This is a genomic window from Fluctibacter halophilus (genome assembly GCF_020687825.1).
Taxonomy (GTDB): domain Bacteria; phylum Pseudomonadota; class Gammaproteobacteria; order Enterobacterales; family Alteromonadaceae; genus Fluctibacter; species Fluctibacter halophilus.
This window is the reverse complement of the sequence record NZ_JAJEWP010000003.1, coordinates 195,584-213,292: the sequence shown is the minus strand read 5'-3', so window position 1 is coordinate 213,292 and position 17,709 is coordinate 195,584. Positions and strand designations below refer to the sequence as shown.

Sequence of the window (17,709 nt, the reverse complement as noted above, 5' to 3'; positions counted from 1 at the left end):
CATTAACGGTACCCAACCCTGGTTAACTAATGCGCCCCATGCTTGCCGTAATGTTACACAATTATACACCAAACGCCTAATAAGCATTTGATAATCAAAAAGTTCTGGAGACGTTAGCGAGTGCCGAAAATCTTGTCTCCGGCATCACCCAATCCCGGCAATATGTAGCCTTTGTCGTTCAGACGCTCATCAATGGCGGCAACATAGATATCGACATCAGGGTGGGCCTCGGTAACCGCTGCAATACCCTCCGGCGCAGCAACCAGGAACAACCCCATGATGCGCTTACATCCTTTTTGCTTCAATAAGTCAATAGTAGCAATTAACGTCCCGCCAGTCGCCAGCATAGGGTCAACAATCAGCGCTGTTCGTTGGTCAACATCTTTAACCACTTTGTCAAAATATGCCACGGGTTGCAGCGTTTGCTCATTTCGATACAGCCCGACCACACTGATTTTCGCATTGGGGATCAACTGAAGTACGCCGTCCAGCATGCCCAACCCGGCACGCAAAATCGGCACGACAGTGATTTTCTTGCCTTTAATCTTATCAATCTTGATTGGCTCACCGGTCCAGCCCTCAATACTGACTTTTTCGGTTTGCAGATCCCGCGTGGCTTCGTAGGTGAGCAAATTACCAACCTCACTGGCCAGCTCCCGAAAGTCTTTACTGCTGGTGCCCTTTGCCCGCAACAAGCCGACTTTATGGCGTAATAACGGGTGATCGATGTGCTTCACGGTCATGGGGTTGCATCTCTCTGATTGATGTTATGTGTCTGACAGGCATAGGTCATAAGCTCAGGGTAAAAGGCCAAAAAGCCGGCTTCAATATCCTGGTGTTGCTCATTCAGGAGCCGCATGGCCTGCCGGGCAAAAATGATACGATCCCCAAGTCGGCGCTGAATGCTGGTCAACGCTTGCTCTACGCCGTCACGCTGTTGATAGTTTAGCAACCAACGGTGCTGTAGCAAACTGTCACGGACATGACCAAAGCGTTTCGTAACGGGCCAGTCAAAGTTCGCCAGTTGACGGTAAAATTGTTCAACCAAGTGCTCGGGACTGCGTTCAGAAAATGTCTGCCAGTGGCGCAGCAAAAGGTGATCGAAATAGACGTCCAGCACGATGCCAGCAACCCGACGCAGCGGCGGCTTGAACCCCCCCATTGTATTTCTCACCTGTGGATGACGGTCGGTAAACGAGTCGATGGCGCGGTGCAGACGTATCCCGTGTTGAATCTCAACAGGGAAAGCATCCAGCTGACTGCCCTTCACAAAGTCACCGAGAAAGTTACCAACCAGGTCGCTGCCAGATACCGCGGCGAGGTGTAAGTGAGCAAGGTAGTTCATCGAGCAGATAGTAACGAGGCCGCGAAGCGTTCCAATCCCTTACGAATTGGCCTTTCTATCAGGCTGCACAATAGCCTTCCCCAACCGGGGATCGGCCATCGGGGGCGAAAGCGAATGGTGTAGTCAAGCCTTGTCCGGCCACTCAGTTCACTGAACTGCAACTCACCCAAATGATCGGTGATTGGACTCCCTTTGGTGACCTGATAGGCAATATAAGAAGGTTGTTCGAACGCCGTAATGGTTTCTTCAAAATAGATCCCCGGCACTATTTTAATGCGTCGAACCGATCCCAAACCGTTAAGGTCAGGTGGCTGTCCTGCTCTTACCCGTTGAATGGACTGTCCAATCAGGCGCCCAAACTGCTCGTGGTCAGCCAGCGCAGTAAATATTGTCTCGACGGGCGCGTCAAACCAAAGGGTTAAATGTACTTTGTGTCGTTCAGGTCGCACAAAACCGCCAATCGGCAAAGAAAGTGAATAGCGTCAACATCCCACGACCCAGATAGGATTGCAAGTCAGGTTGAATCGAAACAAACCTGAGGCAACTTTGCGCCAATCTTCGCTGATAAGACCAGTATTTTGCTGCTAATCTGGGTTTGATCTCTATAATGAGGAAACTATGACGTCATGCTGGCGAAAATTTACACAGTCTCGGTCATTTTTTTCTCGCAAGCTGTGTTTAAATGGTTAATGATGGTGTTTTTCTGGAAGATGGCGACAATATTGTGAAAGTTTTATTGCTGAATGGCCCCAACCTCAACATGTTGGGCAAACGTGAGCCCCACCTGTACGGAGACAGAACCCTGTCCGATATCGTAGCGGATTTGCAGCAAACCGCCGCGCAACAGGGCATCGAGCTCATCCATCAGCAATCCAATGCGGAACATGTTCTGATCGACACCATTCATCAGGCCATGGGCGACGTGGATGTCATCATCATCAATCCCGGCGCTTTCACCCATACCAGTGTCGCCCTGCGTGACGCACTGCTGAGTGTTTCCATTCCGTTCATTGAAGTGCATTTATCCAATGTGCATGCTCGTGAACCGTTCCGGCAACACTCCTATTTATCAGATATTGCCAAAGGCGTGATTTGCGGTTTTGGCGAACAAGGTTATCGGTTTGCATTGCAAGCCGCCGAACAACTACATGCATCCTCGTGATGCCATAATCACCTAGCGTTAGAGAACTACAGTATGGATATCCGAAAAATCAAGAAACTGATCGAACTGGTTGAAGAATCAGGCATCGCTGAACTGGAAATCACTGAAGGCGAAGAATCTGTTCGCATCCACCGTGGTGGCAGCCAGGCAGCACCAATGCACTACACTCACGCAATGCCTGCACCTATGGCACCTGCCCCTGTGGCCGAACAGGCTCCGGCTGCCCCTGCAGCACCTGCGGCACCGGCAGAGCCTAGCGGCCATATCGTTCGCTCTCCGATGGTAGGTACGTTCTATCGTTCATCGTCTCCAGGCGCCAAAGCCTTTGTTGAGGTTGGTCAGCAAGTCAATGTGGGTGACACCCTGTGCATCGTTGAAGCGATGAAAATGATGAACCAAATCGAAGCCGACAAAGCGGGTATCGTCAAAGAAATCCTGGTTGAAAACCAGGAACCCGTTGAGTTTGACCAACCCATGTTCGTGATTGAATAAGCAGGCACCCTCTATGCTTGATAAAGTGCTCATTGCCAACCGAGGCGAAATTGCCCTTCGCATCTTGCGCGCGTGCAAAGAACTCGGGATCAAAACCGTAGCGGTGCACTCCACGGCCGACAAAGATCTCAAACATGTATTGCTGGCAGATGAATCCATCTGCATCGGAAAGGCCGCCGCGTCCGAAAGCTACCTGAACATCCCGCGCATCATTGCTGCCGCTGAAGTCACTAACAGCATTGCCATTCACCCCGGTTACGGGTTCCTGGCAGAAAATGCTGAATTTGCCGAAGCGGTTGAGAAAAGCGGGTTTGTGTTCGTCGGGCCAAAGGCCGAGACCATCACATTGATGGGTGACAAAGTGTCTGCCATCGACGCGATGCGTAAGGCGGGAGTTCCCTGCGTACCGGGTTCTGACGGTCCGCTAACCGACGATCCTGACCGCAACAAAGCCATCGCTAAGCGTATCGGCTACCCTATCATCGTCAAAGCCGCAGGCGGCGGTGGTGGTCGTGGTATGCGCGTGGTACGCAGTGAAGGGGAATTGCTCAAAGCCATTGAAACCACCAAGGCAGAAGCCGGTGCTGCGTTCAATAATGACGTCGTGTACATGGAGAAATTCCTCGAAAATCCACGTCACATTGAAATTCAGGTGCTGTCCGATGGACAGGGCAATGCCATTCACCTCGGTGAGCGGGATTGCTCCATGCAACGTCGTCACCAGAAAGTGGTCGAAGAGGCACCCGCCCCGGGCATTAATTCAGAGACCCGCGAACGCATTGGCGAACGATGCCGCCGCGCCTGTATCGAAATCGGTTATCGCGGTGCCGGTACGTTCGAGTTCCTGTACGAGAACGGTGAATTCTACTTTATTGAAATGAACACCCGTATTCAGGTAGAGCATCCTGTGTCAGAAATGATCACCGGTGTAGACCTGATCAAGGAACAATTGCGTATCGCTGCTGGCCAACCGTTGGCGCTGGAACAAAAAGACATCCAGATCCGCGGTCACGCGATTGAATGTCGGATCAATGCCGAAGATCCCAACACCTTCATTCCAAGTCCGGGCAAAATCAATATGTTCCATTCGCCGGGTGGATTTGGCGTGCGCTGGGAATCACACATTTATGCGGGCTACAGCGTGCCCCCCAACTATGACTCTATGATAGGCAAACTGATCACCTACGGTGAGAACCGTGATGTGGCGATTGCCCGCATGCGTCATGCGTTGGATGAGCTGGTTGTGGAAGGGATTAAGACCAATATCCCGCTGCAGAAACGCATCATGGCGGATGAAAACTTCTTCAATGGTGGAACCAACATCCACTACCTGGAGAAGAAGCTCGGCATCAACTGACGCCGACACACCGACAGCCCATTGAAAAGGACGCAGCTGCGTCCTTTTTTTTTGTTTACGTCCCAGGTTTGCGCCAGATCAAGTCTTCGTAGGTCGCTTAGCAGTAGGCTAGCACCATCTAATCAAACGAAGAGAAACACACATGAAAACTCGCACTTTTACTCGCACACTGACGGCTTTGGCTCTGGTTGCCGCACTGCCGTTGCAAGCCTATGAAACCGGCGATTGGTTGGTTCGTGGTGGTGTAACGACGGTTGCACCTGATGCAGACAGCAGCAACGTGTTTGTCGGCGGTGCCGATCTTGGCATTGGTGTTGATGTCGACAACAACACCCAGTTGGGTCTCAATCTGGTGTACTTCTATACACCGCAGTTGGCCATCGAAGTACTGGCAGCAACGCCTTTTTCCCATGACATTACCCTGAACACCGTTGGCGCACTGGGCAGCACCAAACATTTGCCACCGACCGTGTCTGCCAACTACTACTTCAACGATACCAGCGCACCGTTCCAACCCTACGTTGGCGTCGGTGTTAACTACACCGTTTTCTTTGATGAAGAGTTTACTGATGCCAATGCTGCAGCAGGCTTTGACGACCTTTCTCTGGATGACTCCTTCGGACTGTCCTTCCAGCTCGGTATGGATTACGTCATCGATGACAAATGGCACGTTAACGCCAGTGCCCGTTGGATCGACATTGATACTGACGCCACCTTCACCTTAAACGGCACTGCCGGTAAAGTGGACGTGGACATTGACCCAATGGTTTACACCCTGTCAGTGGGCTATCGCTTCTGAGCAGCTGAGGGTGAGGATAGAAAAAGCCGGTTCCTGTGAACCGGCTTTTTTATTCGTCGCTGATCACCACTCGATGATCACACCGTGGCGGCGTTTCAGCATCAAGCGTTGCCACGTAGCCTGCCCAATCTGCCAGTTTGGCGCGATCACGCGCGCTATGGCGTCGCTCCATGCGACGTTTTCGTTGCGCCAGCGCACATAGCATGTACACCACATCCACATCACACTGAAACTGCTCAGCCAGCTGTTCATGCCAGTCTGGTTGCTGAATTTCACGGCTGAAAGGTCCCACGATCACCACCGGCAAATGGGCCACATTCTGAAGGGCAACATCAAACAACGCCTGATATACCGGCATTCTGAAGCTGGATTTATACATCGCGCTGTCACGATCATCCGGATGTTCGCCTGCCAGGCGCAGCCCCGCTTCAATCACCGGTCCGGCAAGTACATCCATATCCAGCAATACCGCGCCCAACTGAGCGGCCAGCTGACAGGCATACGTACTCTTGCCTGCACCTGGCGGCCCTGTGACGACGGTGAGGCGAGCCATATTCAACGCCCGCGGGTCATCCGTGTCAGGGTGTTGTCTTTCAGAACGTGGTGATGAACCAGGGCAACAACGGCGTGCAGACCAATCAGTACATAGCCAAACTTGCCGATGCTTTCATGCAGTTCTTCCAGTTGCTCAGCCATCTCCGGATCTTTGGGCCATAAGCTCGGCAATGAGACCCCAAACAGATCCAGACTGCCGCCTTTTGCATTCAGCATCACCAGACCAATGATTGGCATTGCCAACAAAAATGCATATAACAAGACGTGACCCAACATCGCGCTGCGCTGCAGCCACACGGGAGGTAGCGGGTCAATCGGTGCAACGCTATTAGTCATGCGCAATACCAGACGGATAATGGCCAAAATCAATATCGTGAAGCCCGCGTAAAAGTGGGTCAGCATCACCAGGGCACGTTCGTCACTGCCACGCTCAAACAAACCACGATTCTCAATCGCCAGATACACCACAATGATCACCAGCAGAGTCAGCCAATGCACCAGACGTTGGGAAAATGAATAGCCATTCTTCATTGTATTTTCCTGTTTTTGTTGATTTTTTATCATTGGCAGCAATGGCTGCTAAAGACTATTGTACATGGATACCTTAAGCTATCCTTAAGGTGACTATACTAGCATCTAATGTCACGGCGAACACAGGATAGATCATGCGAATACTGTTGGTAGAAGACGACCGCGCGTTGGCAGATGCCCTTTCTGCGTCGTTGCGCTCAGAAGGCTATGCCATCGACTGGGTTGACAATGGCAAGTACGCTCTGTCGGCCATTGATGCCGGTGACGCACAACTGGTGATCCTGGATTTAGGCTTGCCGGATATGGATGGTCTTGATGTACTCAATCGCGTCCGCCACAAGAACAACAATATTCCCATTTTAGTACTGACCGCCCGCGATACCTTGTCGGACAAAATCAGTGGCTTGGACAGCGGTGCTGATGACTACCTGCCCAAGCCCTTCGACATGACCGAGTTACTGGCCCGTTTGCGGGTAATGGAACGGCGACTGGGCACCAGCAACCGTACCACCATTGATGTCGGCGCGGTCAGTCTGGATGCAGCCAACCACGCAGTGACCGTTGATGGTCAGGGTCTCACTCTTTCACGTCGGGAGTTTATGCTGCTCAAAGCCCTGATGGAAAATGTCGGACGTATCCGCTCCAAACAACAATTGGAAACCACCTTGTACGAGTGGGGAGATGAAGTGGCCAGTAACGCCATCGAAGTACACATACACAACTTGCGAAAAAAATTGCCAGACGGGTTCATCAAAACCATTCGGGGCGTGGGTTATAGTATCAACAAGCCGGTATCCAGCTAACATCAATAATGACTTCTATCCGCCGCTACCTGACACTGTTACTCGTTTCCCTGCTGGTGCTGATCACGTTCAGCGCCGCTATCCAGGGCTATCGGGCCAGTATGCAGCGCTCGGCCAAATTGTTTGATGCGGAACTGGTCACACTTTCGGCCAGTCTTGACGTACTGGGCAGCGATGATCTGCAGGCGGTGATCGATACGCACGCCAATGTCGCACTGCAAATCTGGCATGATACCCGTTGGGCATTGCGTTCCAAAAATACCTCGGAACGCCCCATCGCACCGTTTGAGGCGGGATTCAGCGAACAAAATTTCAGTGGCCAGCGCTGGCGAGTATACGTTCGCCGCGGTGACCCGCAGCAGTGGTACATGGTTGCCCAACCGTTGGTCAGCCGGGTAGAACTTGCCGAAGATATGATCCTGTCGGCCATGCTGCCATTGGTGATCAGCATGCCGTTTCTTGCGGTACTGATCTATTTGTCGGTATCCCGAGGGCTGTCCCCGCTGCGCGCCCTGGCGGAGCAATTGGATAATCGCGATGTGAAAGCATTGGATCCGGTGCGTCTGAACAACCAACCGGCCGAACTGTCTCCGGTGGTGGATACGTTAAATAGCCTGTTTGCGCGCCTGGCCCGGGTGTTGTCGCGGGAGCAGCAGTTTGCCAGCAATGCTGCCCATGAGTTACGCACGCCGCTAAGCGTGCTGAAAATAAACCTGCACAACTTGCGTAAAGACGCACCGCAACAAGCGCCGCTGATTGATAAGTTGCAACATGATACTGACCGCATGATCCAGGTTGTTAATCAATTGCTGATGCTCAGCCGCACCAACCCCGACTTGTTCGCCGCACAACTCGAAGACGTTGACGCACAAGAGGTTGCACAGGCTGTGATTGCCGATCTGTACCCTCAGATTGACCAAAAGGGGCAACAAGTAGAACTGTTCAGTGTTGAAACACCGCTGCGTTCAAACCGCTTTCTGCTGTACACCTTATTGCAGAACCTGATCGCCAACGCCAGCAAGTATTCCCCGCTCAGTGCCACGATCCATGTGCATGTCAGCGGGCAGGACAATGCGGTGCATTTGTGCGTGGAAGACTCTGGACCCGGCGTGCCGGTGCAAAAGCGGCAAGATATCCTGCAACGTTTTTACCGACACGAACAACACCAGCAAACGGAAGGAAGTGGGTTGGGCCTGGCCATCGTGCAGCAGATTGTCGAATTGCATCACGGCGACATCCTGTTGAACACGTCATCCCTTGGCGGCCTGTCTGTACACGTCACCCTGCCGTCACAAACGGGAGCGCAGGATGCGATTTAATCCCCGTTGGCTTAGCGTACTTTGTCTTTTAGTCACGCCACAACTACTGGCCATAGAGGAAGTCTTTGTGGACATCAGAGAACACTTGTTCTATCCCGCCACGGTGATCATTCCTGCCAATCAAAAGGTGAAAATTACCTTCATCAATCACGACAACACACCAGAAGAGCTGGACAGCTTTGATTTGAACCGTGAAAAAGTCGTTTTTGCCAACAGCAAGGCCAGTTTATATGTGGGGCCACTGCCTGAAGGTAAATACAGCTTTTTCGGCGAGTTCAATCCTGCCACGGCACAGGGTGTGGTTGAAGTCGTTTCGGAACAGGAGTGGCAACGTGCTCATTAATACCGTGATCCTGTTTTTACGCGATGCGTTGCCGGTGTTTTTACTGCTTGGTCTGCTGTGGTCCATCAACCCCCACTGGAAGCGCTGGTTGCTGCACGGGCTGTTAAGCGGGATACTGCTGCTGGTTGTGATCTTTATCAATGTGGCGTCTGTCAGCGAATGGTTCGAAGGTGCAGGGTATGAACTGCTGCAGATGCTGTTACACACCTTGCTGTTTGTCGCGCTGATTGCCTATCTAACGCGGCCTGATTTGACCCACAAAATGTTGGCTGCAATGACAACCCTGGTGCTGGCAACCAACGGCACCAGTTTTACCATCTATGTATTGGGCTATTGGGCCCACCAACAGGGTACGCCGGCATTGTCCGTTGGCACTGCGCTGGGGGTTGGCATTTGCCTGAGCATTGCCGTCCTGCTGTTCCTCGCATTGTCGTCTGCCTCGTTGCTGTGGCGCAGGCGTGTGCTGTGTTTATTTGTCGCCGGCCAAAGCGCAGGCATAGCGCCGCTGCTGGCGCAAGTCAACTGGCTGCCGGAACAGGTTCAGGTATGGGACAGCAATGCATTGTTGCGTGACACCAGTGAATACGGTCACCTCGCCAAAGCGTTGTTTGGGTATGAAGCCACACCGTCACTGGCCTACTTGCTGCTGTATGCCCTGTTTGTCAGTGTTTCCCTGTATTTTGCTCAACGCGCCTCGCACTCTGAACACCGTGCCACAACTATCAAGGAGGCTGCTCAATGATCTCTCGTCTGTCCGTTTTGGGAAGTATGCTGCTGTGCCTCCTGCCAGCGCTTGTTCGGGCCGATAATTTTGCTGTCGATCGGGTTTACCATCCTTACGTATTGCCCTACGAACGAGAAGTTGAGTGGCGCTTTACCTCTCGTCAGAACGATGATGGCAATATCCTTACGCAACGCTTCGCATTCGGTCACTGGGTCAGTGAGTATGTGACCGTGGAAACCTACATTGTTGCCGCTCGGGACAACAGCGATGACTTTGGTCTTGAAGGCGCAGAAGTGGAAGTGCGTTGGATGCTGACCGAACAGGGCAAATACTGGGCCGATCTCGGTGTCCTGTTTGAAGTCGAAAAGCAACACGACAAAGATATCTGGGAATTCACCACCGGGCTGCTGATTGAAAAGGAGTTTGGCCCCACCAGCCTGACCACCAACCTGATGGTGAAATATGAGTGGGGGCAGGATATCGACAACGAAATCGAAAGCGAATTACGCCTACAGTATCGCTATCGCTGGCAACCCTGGCTTCAACCTGCCGTCGAGCTGTATGCCGGCGAAGATTACGTCGGCATTGGCCCTGCGTTTATGGGCGTGCACCGCTACGAAGGTCAAAAACAGCTGAAGTGGGAGGTTGGATTTATCGCCGGCCTGAACGGCGACAGTAAAGATCACAGCCTGCGCTTCGCGCTGGAATACGAATTTTAGACAACTTTTTTTCAGCATTAAGGTTGCTTTAAGTTTCGCCCCCTAACCTGAGCCTGTATTCGTCAGAAAAGGCTCATGTATGTTCCAGGCCATCGCCGACACCGGCACATTGCAAACCCGGCAACCCGCCGTTGAACAACGCCCCGCCCTGCGCGTTAGCGCAGTGACGGCATTGTCCAAGCGTAAAAAAGACGTCGAAACCTTCGTTAAGCAAGGGTTTGCTCGCCATTACAACGCAGATATCCACCATTTTTTACCTGTTATGGTGTTTGCCCAAGGACATGCGATTCAGGCCGCGCTCGGTGTGCGCAGTGCCCGTCAGGGACTGTTCGTAGAGCAATACATGCCGGACAATGTAGAGCAAACCCTGGCGCAACACGGCATTGATGCCCAAGCGGAACAGGTTGCAGAGATCGGCAACCTGCACTCCCGATCCAGCGCCTATACGTTACCGCTGTTGTTGGTGACCGGCATGGCGCTGCATCAGGCAGGCATTGAGCACCTGGTGTTCTGTGCGACGCCCAAAGTGGCTCGTCTGCTGGAGCGTCGGGGCTTGTCCCTCGTTCGTCTGTGTCCGGCCGACCCACGTAAACTGTTACCCAGCGACGACCACTGGGGTAGCTATTATGACAGCAACCCTCAGGTGATTGCGCTGGATCTGGCGCAGGTAAAACGCACCATTGACCACTCCTTGGAGCTGACCAGTTTATACAAGCTGCTCAAGCAAGATGTCGCTGCGGTCTACCAACAACTGCGGTGCCTGGCATGATGATCACAGCAACAAATAACAGCATCGCGTTATCGGATGGTCGTCGGCAGTTGACCTATGGGCAACTGCAAGACGCAGTGGCCGAGCGAAAGTCCTGGTTGCAGGAAAAGGGCATCAGCACCCTCGGTATTGCACTGCCCAATGGCATTGAATGGGTACTGTTTGATCTGGCATGTGAACAAGCCAATCTATGCTGTGTGCCTGTGCCGACGTTTTTCTCACCCCAGCAACGCCAGCACCTGCAACAGCAAACGGCCATGGACGCTTGCCTGGTCGGGACGGACGATCCATTGTGGCCCGCCACTGACAGTCCTTTTAACGGCGTTGCCTTGTGCACATTTACCCCGTCAACACCGGCCTTGATGCCCCGGGGTACGGGAAAAATCACCTTTACTTCAGGGTCAACCGGCACCCCAAAAGGCGTCTGTTTGAGTCATCAATCTCAACAGCAGCAAGCGCTGGCACTAGCATCTGCGGCACAGCACAGTAACCCTGTTCACCTGTGCCTGCTGCCCCTTGCGACACTGCTGGAAAACATCGCAGGCGTGTATGCACCGCTGAGCATTGGCGGACAGGTGATTGTCCCAAATGATGAAGAACGAGGATTCTTTGGTAGCCAGTTGGTTGACCTGAAGGGTTTGTTGGGGTGCATCAGCCGCTATCAGCCCACGTCGCTGATACTGGTGCCTGAATTACTGCATGCACTGGTATTAGCCACGCAGCAAGGCTGGCAACCCCCCACATCATTGCAGTTTGTCGCCGTCGGCGGCGGCAAAGTGTCAACACAACTGTTGCTCGCAGCAACCCAGGCGGGGATACCGGTCTATCAGGGCTATGGGTTATCTGAATGCTGTTCAGTGGTGACACTGAACACCCCCGCCCAGAACACCCCTGGCAGCGTCGGTCCACTACTGGGTTGCCACAGCCTGCGCATCGAAGACGATGAACTGGTGTTGTCCGGCAACCTGTTTCTGGGTTATCTCGGCGAACCCGACAGCTGGTACCCCAAAGAAGTGTATACCGGTGACCTGGTAAGCCTTCACAACGGCAACCTGACCATCAAAGGCCGTCGCAAAAACCAATTGATCAACTCTTTCGGGCGCAACCTGTCACCGGAGTGGGTTGAAGCTGAAATCATCGCCACCGGCCTGTTTAAACAAGTGGTGGTGTTTGGTGAGGCAAAACCCTATTGCGTCGCCTTGCTGTACCCGGCAAGCCCGTTGGTCACTGAACAACAGATGTCAGCCGCGATCGATAGCGTAAATCGCCAGCTTCCTGACTATGCGCAGGTGCAACGCTGGCATGTATTGAAACACCCTTTGACCAGTGACGCCGGATTGCTGACAGACAATATGCGCCCACGGCGCTCATCAATCCAGGCTGCATACAGCGATACGATTGAAGCGCTGTATGCCTTATCCCATTTCCCTCAACAGGAGCACAGACATGTTGTTGTATCAACGTCTTGAACATGAAACCCAACAAGCAAGAGAATACCTGCTCAGTGCACCGATCATTCAGCGCTGTTTCCGTGGCGATATCGATTTGAATGACTACGTTGCCTTTTTGCAGCAGGCCTATCACCACGTAAAGCATACCGTCCCTCTGCTGATGGCCGTTGGCAGTCGACTACCGGAATCCAAAGAATGGCTGCGCGAAGCGGTCGGTGAATACATCGAAGAAGAAATGGGCCATCAGGAGTGGATCCTGAATGACATTGCCGCCTGTGGTTATGACAAAGAACAGGCGCGGCGCAGCCAGCCTTCAGCGGCCACTGAACTGATGGTCTCTTATGCCTATGATTGCGTGAACCGGGTCAATCCACTGGCTTTCTTTGGCATGGTGTTTGTGCTTGAAGGCACCAGCATTGCCCTGGCTGACAATGCCGCCAAAGCCATTGGTGGCACCCTGGGTTTACCCAAAAAAGCCTTTAGCTACCTGACATCTCACGGTGCTCTGGACCAAGAACACATAGTCTTTTATGAAAACCTGATGAACAAGATCACCGATCCCGAAGAACAAGCCCTGATCCTGCACAGTGCCAACATGTTCTTCCATTTGTACGGCAACATTTTCCACCAGTTGCAAAGCCAACACGGCATCGCAGCGGCGGCATAAGGAGCACCATGATGCAATGGCAACAACAACGCTGCTTACTCACCGGGGCAACCGGCGGTATTGGCCAGGCCATCGCCCGCCGTCTCGCCGACCGTGGGGTAACCCTGATCCTGCAAGGTCGGGACGAGGTTAGCCTAAAGCGACTACAGCATGCGCTGCCCGGCGACCATCATATTCTGGTAGGTGATTTGAGCACCGCTCAGGGTCGGCAAATGGTCGAGGACGCAATCCCGGCACTGCTGCCGGTAACCATGTTAATCAATAATGCCGGCGTCTCTGCTGTAGGTGATCTGGAGCATTTGGCCGCAGACGACATTGAACGGGTCATGCAAACCAACCTGTTGGCCCCGATGTGGCTGACCCAACAGTTGTTGCCTGACCTAAAACAACAGTCTCAGGCCTATATTGTGAATGTAGGCTCAACCTTCGGCAGCATCGGTTTTGCCTGCCATAGTCTGTATTGCGCCAGTAAATTCGGGCTGCGTGGATTTACCGAAGCCCTGCACAGGGAGCTGCAGGACAGCTCTGTACACGTGATGTATCTGGCGCCCCGGGCAACACAAACTGCGATCAACTCCGAGCAGGTTATCGGCATGAACGCCGCCCTTGGTAACACCATGGATCCCCCTGCCGTAGTGGCCGAGGCCCTGATTGAACAACTGTCGTCATTGCGTGCACGAAAGTTCATTGGCTTTCCTGAAAAGCTGTTCGCACGCATTAACGGCGCATTTCCCTACCTTGTCGACAATGCACTGGCGAAAAAGCTCGCCACCATCAAACGCTTTGCCGGCCAACACTCCGTGGAGTCAAACCTATGAAACTGATCAAACTTTTACCTTTGTTGGCGGCCATGGTGTGCTTTCACACCCTGGCTGAAACCGCAATCTCACAAGCCCCGTTGGATGTACAGGGCATACAAACCCGCTGGGCTGAGGTGAACTACACCCTCGAGGAAGATGCACAAGAAGACGCCTTCCTGGTGCTGATTGAGCAGGCAGAGCACTATACCAATAGTCATCCGGACGATGCCGCTGGCTGGATCTGGCTGGGGATAACCCAGAGTAGCACGGCCGGTGCTGTTGGCGGACTGGGTGCCCTGAAGTATGCCAAAGCGGCGCGCAAATCCCTTGAGCATGCGCTGAAAATTGATCCCAATGCCTTGTCGGGTTCTGCCATGACCAGTCTGGGCGTGCTGTATCATAAAGTTCCCGGCTGGCCGATCGGCTTTGGCAGCGATAAGAAAGCGCGACAGCTATTGACCGAAGCGTTGAAAGTTAACCCTGAAGGGATCGACCCTAACTATTTCTTCGCCGAATTTCTGTATGACGAGCGCGAATATGAAGATGCCAAAAAGTATCTGACCATCGCGAAGCAAGCGCCCGCCCGTCCTCTGCGTCCACTGGCAGACAGTGGCCGTCATACTGAAATTGATACGTTGATGGCAAAAATCAACGCCAAACTTTGATCCGATCGACGCGATGCACTGTTGTGCATCGCTCGCTTCCCGGCAAGCAGGTGACGGAGGTGTATCGTGTTGTACAGATCACTGTTCGGTCTTTTGATCGTACATTCCACCACTGCGTTGGCGGACCAACAACCTCCTCCTTGTGCTGATACCAGCCAGGACAGTATCACCGTGGATCACCTCAGGGTGATCAATCACGCGATTTTCGATGAGCAACACCCTGATTATGGCTGGCTGCATCAATTCGCCAACTGGATGCACATCCGCACCGAACCGGACGTGGTCGAAGAACGCCTGCCCTTCGCCCAGGGAGATACTGTGGCCAGCGATGACTTGGCCGAAGCGGAACGCTTGATCCGCGCACAACCCTACATCCGTGATGCTAACGTACGCCTGGTGTCACAGTGTGATGCCGGCGGCAACCAGGAAGTGGTGGTCGAAACCTGGGATAACTGGTCACTGCTACCGACCATCAGTTTTGGGCGCACCAGTGGCACCAACACCCTGGCACTGGGGATCAAAGAAGACAATTTCCTGGGCAAGGGGATCCGTACCCGGATCCGTTACAATGATGACAACCAGCGCAGCGGTTTTCAGGGCACGTTGCTACTGCCGGTGTCGTTCATTCCTCATTCAACGCTGTTACTGGATTATCAGCAAAACGATGATGGCCAATCCAGGCAAGTGGTGTTCGACAATCCTTTTTACCAGACCCAGGCTAAACACATGTTCCGCGCCGAAGCACTGCAACTTGATGCTGAACAAACCTATTACCAGAACGGTGAAACCCGCAATCACTTGAACCAACAGCAACACCGTTACGCACTGTCTGCCGGCTGGCGCGTCTGGCACCATGACAATTGGGTCGCGCGCTTGATGACCGGCGTTGTTGATGAAGAATATATGTTCACAATACCCGTGGACAGGGATCCCTCTGAGCAGCTGTGGCTACCGCAGGATCGCCACTACCGATTTGGTTGGCTGGGCATCTCGCTATTGGAGTCTGACTATCGTGCGCTGCAGGACATTCACCTGATTGGCCAGACCGAGGACATCAATCTGGGCTGGCACGGCACCGTTAAGGTCGGTATTGAGCAACGTAATCAACCCCAGGAAGGCGCGGGTGGTCAACACGTTATGCTGGATCTGAACAGTGGCACCGATCTCGGCAATGGCTGGCTATTCTGGTCGTTGAATGGTTACTGGCAGAACGGGATCAGCGACGAAGATCATGCGCAAATCAGCACCCAACTCGAATATATTCAAAGGTTATCCCCCCTTTTCAGCAGCTACACACGGGTCGCAACCACCAGGGTGAATCATCCCTTTGCTGATCAACCTTTGGTCATCGATGGCGATACGGGAGTACGTGGTTACCCGTTGCAATACCAGCACGGTGACCGACGCTGGTCCGCCAGCGCCGAATTACGCATGTACCCGCAGACCAATCTATGGCAACTACTGGATGTCGGTTATGCGGCGTTTGTTGATGTGGGCAGGGCGAATGGCGGTGCTGATGCACACGACAACGAACAGTCTGGCCCACTGGCAAGTGTCGGCGCGGGTGTTCGTCTGTACTCGAGTCGTTCAAGTCACCGTAGCGTGATCCATATGGATGTGATCAAGCCGCTAAGCAGCGGCCCAGGGGTGGATTCCTGGGAATGGCGTCTGGAAGTTAAACAGCGGTTCTAATTTATAACCAATAAGGTTAAGGTTCTCTTAAGGTTGCGAAGATAACCTCGCCCGATTTGAAAAACAGACGGTGAACTATGCTCTCCATCGTGATACCTGCTAAAAATGAAGCAGACAACATTGCCCCCCTGGTGGCTGAGATACATCAGGCCCTGGGCAATGAAATCCGCTATGAAATTGTCTACGTCAATGATGGTAGTGAAGATGACACTTTGGCCCGGATCCAAGGGCTGCAAAACGCCGGTGATACGCACCTGAGGGTTATCAGCCACCGCGTCTCCACCGGACAAAGCACGGCGGTCCGCACCGGCGTTCAGCACGCCAAAGGGGAGTGGATTTGCACCATGGACGCCGATGGTCAGAACGCGCCGTCCGACATTCCCAACATGCTTGAACAAGCCCGACAGCAGACCGAAGGCGGTCACTTCTGCATTGCCGGCTACCGTAAAAACCGCAAAGACACCGCCTGGAAACGCTTCCAGTCGCGTTTTGCTAACCGCATCCGCGCCGCGTTACTCAAAGACGGCACGCCGGACACCGGCTGTGGTTTGAAAATTTTTCCGCGCCACACCTTTCTGGAACTGCCCTATTTTGATCACATGCACCGCTTCATACCGGCACTGATCCGGCGCCTGGGCGGGAGCATCGTGATTGTCGAAGTGCATCACCGGGACCGTATGGCAGGCACATCCAACTACACCATGCTCAGCCGCTTGTGGGTCGGCATTGTCGATATGTTCGGCGTGATGTGGTTGCAGCGTCGCGCCAAACTTCCCGAGCTGGTAACCGAGACGGACCCGTCGCAGTGAAAGGGTATCTGAAGCGGCGACTCAAACCCTTTGTGTCGTTAACCCTGTTTCTGGTCGGTGGCTGGCTGCTGGCTACCCATCCGGCCTTGCACAGCCTCAACAGCGAATGGATTGATGTACACATTCGCCACAACGGCCTGCAGGGGATCGGCACTTATCTGGTGATGGGCGCGCTGGCCTGCGCGGTGGGTGTGCCCCGTCAGCTGATCGCTTTTCTGGGCGGCTACGCATTTGGCTTCGTCGTTGGCACGGCATTATCCACCCTGGCAGTCACGTTTGGCTGTGTGCTGTCGTTTTACAGTGCACGACTGAGCATTCGCGAACTGATACATGCCCGCTTTGGCCAACGGATTGTTCGTATCGACCGTTTTCTGGCCTACCAACCGATGATGCAGGCCATGTTGATCCGATTGTTTCCGGTAGGCAATAACCTGATCACTAACCTGATCGCCGGGGTCACCCATGTTTCGGGGCCGGCGTTTATCGCAGGCTCCTTGATTGGCTACATCCCGCAGATGGCGATTTTTGCCCTGATGGGCAAAGGCATTGTGATCCAGTCGATGTGGAAGGTCATGCTCAGTGTGGCCCTTTTTGTACTGTCGAGCCTCCTCAGTTGGCACCTTTACCGGCGTTACAGCAAGCAACAGAATTCTCCCGTATCGGCAACCGATGCCGTCAACCAGTCCACCTGATGCCAGAGAGACCGA

Annotated in this window: 22 protein-coding genes; 17 read left to right on the top strand and 5 right to left on the bottom strand. The window is 53.4% G+C overall.

All coding sequences use genetic code 11. From position 1 onward, the window contains the following. Positions 1–113 precede the first annotated feature (113 nt). From upp to LJ739_RS12625, 3 genes are read right to left on the bottom strand one after another with little or no spacing between them, the layout of a single operon-like run. Positions 114–743 (bottom strand): uracil phosphoribosyltransferase, encoded by a 630-nt coding sequence (upp, locus tag LJ739_RS12635; RefSeq protein WP_229161018.1) that lies wholly within the window; start codon positions 741–743, stop codon positions 114–116. Further along, a complete protein-coding gene (locus LJ739_RS12630) occupies positions 740–1,345 on the bottom strand; it encodes an acyl carrier protein phosphodiesterase (RefSeq protein ID WP_229161015.1) in 606 nt (201 codons plus the stop codon). The genes upp and LJ739_RS12630 overlap by 4 nt, the downstream gene beginning before the upstream one ends. Beyond that, the gene (locus LJ739_RS12625; RefSeq protein ID WP_229161014.1) at positions 1,342–1,794 is read right to left on the bottom strand and encodes an SRPBCC family protein; all 453 of its coding nucleotides are present in this window, start codon (positions 1,792–1,794) and stop codon (positions 1,342–1,344) included. Before LJ739_RS12625 ends, LJ739_RS12630 begins: the two co-directional genes overlap by 4 nt. Positions 1,795–2,027: 233 nt before the next feature. Between LJ739_RS12625 and aroQ the strand changes: the two genes are divergently transcribed. From aroQ to LJ739_RS12605, 4 genes are all read left to right on the top strand, one after another. Further along, positions 2,028–2,507, top strand: a complete 480-nt coding sequence (aroQ, locus tag LJ739_RS12620; RefSeq protein ID WP_229161012.1) for a type II 3-dehydroquinate dehydratase — start codon at positions 2,028–2,030, stop codon at positions 2,505–2,507. Positions 2,508–2,540: 33 nt separating this feature from the next. Then, positions 2,541–2,999, top strand: a complete 459-nt coding sequence (gene accB / locus LJ739_RS12615) for an acetyl-CoA carboxylase biotin carboxyl carrier protein (protein WP_229161010.1) — start codon at positions 2,541–2,543, stop codon at positions 2,997–2,999. A gap of 13 nt (positions 3,000–3,012) precedes the next feature. Then, positions 3,013–4,356: an acetyl-CoA carboxylase biotin carboxylase subunit gene (gene accC / locus LJ739_RS12610; protein WP_229161008.1), complete on the top strand. Its 1,344-nt coding sequence runs from the start codon at positions 3,013–3,015 to the stop codon at positions 4,354–4,356. A 142-nt stretch (positions 4,357–4,498) separates the two neighbouring features. Next, positions 4,499–5,155, top strand: coding sequence for an OmpW/AlkL family protein (locus LJ739_RS12605; protein ID WP_229161006.1), 657 nt, complete (start codon positions 4,499–4,501; stop codon positions 5,153–5,155). Between the two features lie 49 nt (positions 5,156–5,204). Here LJ739_RS12605 and LJ739_RS12600 read toward each other — a convergent pair whose 3' ends face one another. Together LJ739_RS12600 and LJ739_RS12595 are read right to left on the bottom strand one after the other, a co-directional pair. After that, positions 5,205–5,708 carry an AAA family ATPase gene (locus LJ739_RS12600; RefSeq protein WP_229161004.1) on the bottom strand — a complete coding sequence of 168 codons (504 nt, stop codon included), beginning with the start codon at positions 5,706–5,708 and terminating at the stop codon, positions 5,205–5,207. A gap of 2 nt (positions 5,709–5,710) precedes the next feature. Then, positions 5,711–6,241, bottom strand: coding sequence for a cytochrome b (locus LJ739_RS12595; RefSeq protein ID WP_229161002.1), 531 nt, complete (start codon positions 6,239–6,241; stop codon positions 5,711–5,713). A 134-nt stretch (positions 6,242–6,375) separates the two neighbouring features. Between LJ739_RS12595 and LJ739_RS12590 the strand changes: the two genes are divergently transcribed. The 13 genes from LJ739_RS12590 to LJ739_RS12530 all read left to right on the top strand — a co-directional run bounded on the left by LJ739_RS12590 (position 6,376) and on the right by LJ739_RS12530 (position 17,694). Continuing rightward, complete coding sequence (locus tag LJ739_RS12590) at positions 6,376–7,044, top strand: response regulator (protein WP_229161000.1); 669 nt, start codon at positions 6,376–6,378, stop codon at positions 7,042–7,044. 8 nt (positions 7,045–7,052) lie between these two features. Beyond that, complete coding sequence (locus tag LJ739_RS12585) at positions 7,053–8,363, top strand: sensor histidine kinase (RefSeq protein ID WP_229160998.1); 1,311 nt, start codon at positions 7,053–7,055, stop codon at positions 8,361–8,363. Next, on the top strand, positions 8,353–8,706 hold the full coding sequence (locus tag LJ739_RS12580; protein ID WP_229160996.1) for a cupredoxin domain-containing protein: 354 nt from the start codon (positions 8,353–8,355) through the stop codon (positions 8,704–8,706). Before LJ739_RS12585 ends, LJ739_RS12580 begins: the two co-directional genes overlap by 11 nt. After that, positions 8,696–9,448: an FTR1 family protein gene (locus LJ739_RS12575; protein WP_229160994.1), complete on the top strand. Its 753-nt coding sequence runs from the start codon at positions 8,696–8,698 to the stop codon at positions 9,446–9,448. The genes LJ739_RS12580 and LJ739_RS12575 overlap by 11 nt, the downstream gene beginning before the upstream one ends. A 26-nt stretch (positions 9,449–9,474) precedes the next feature. Then, complete coding sequence (locus LJ739_RS12570) at positions 9,475–10,149, top strand: hypothetical protein (RefSeq protein ID WP_229161210.1); 675 nt, start codon at positions 9,475–9,477, stop codon at positions 10,147–10,149. 79 nt (positions 10,150–10,228) lie between these two features. Next, positions 10,229–10,918, top strand: coding sequence for a thermostable hemolysin (locus tag LJ739_RS12565; RefSeq protein ID WP_229160992.1), 690 nt, complete (start codon positions 10,229–10,231; stop codon positions 10,916–10,918). Next, positions 10,915–12,387, top strand: a complete 1,473-nt coding sequence (locus tag LJ739_RS12560; RefSeq protein WP_229160991.1) for an AMP-binding protein — start codon at positions 10,915–10,917, stop codon at positions 12,385–12,387. Before LJ739_RS12565 ends, LJ739_RS12560 begins: the two co-directional genes overlap by 4 nt. Further along, positions 12,365–13,036, top strand: a complete 672-nt coding sequence (locus tag LJ739_RS12555) for a TenA family transcriptional regulator (protein WP_229160989.1) — start codon at positions 12,365–12,367, stop codon at positions 13,034–13,036. Before LJ739_RS12560 ends, LJ739_RS12555 begins: the two co-directional genes overlap by 23 nt. Positions 13,037–13,044: 8 nt before the next feature. Beyond that, entirely contained in the window at positions 13,045–13,854 is an 810-nt protein-coding gene (locus LJ739_RS12550; protein ID WP_229160987.1) for an SDR family oxidoreductase, read from the top strand. Then, a complete protein-coding gene (locus tag LJ739_RS12545) occupies positions 13,851–14,501 on the top strand; it encodes a tetratricopeptide repeat protein (RefSeq protein WP_229160986.1) in 651 nt (216 codons plus the stop codon). The genes LJ739_RS12550 and LJ739_RS12545 overlap by 4 nt, the downstream gene beginning before the upstream one ends. 66 nt (positions 14,502–14,567) lie before the next feature. After that, positions 14,568–16,193: a ShlB/FhaC/HecB family hemolysin secretion/activation protein gene (locus LJ739_RS12540; protein WP_229160985.1), complete on the top strand. Its 1,626-nt coding sequence runs from the start codon at positions 14,568–14,570 to the stop codon at positions 16,191–16,193. A gap of 77 nt (positions 16,194–16,270) precedes the next feature. Continuing rightward, positions 16,271–17,002, top strand: a complete 732-nt coding sequence (locus LJ739_RS12535) for a glycosyltransferase family 2 protein (RefSeq protein WP_229160984.1) — start codon at positions 16,271–16,273, stop codon at positions 17,000–17,002. Beyond that, positions 16,999–17,694 carry a TVP38/TMEM64 family protein gene (locus LJ739_RS12530; protein WP_229160983.1) on the top strand — a complete coding sequence of 232 codons (696 nt, stop codon included), beginning with the start codon at positions 16,999–17,001 and terminating at the stop codon, positions 17,692–17,694. The genes LJ739_RS12535 and LJ739_RS12530 overlap by 4 nt, the downstream gene beginning before the upstream one ends. Positions 17,695–17,709: the final 15 nt, after the last annotated feature.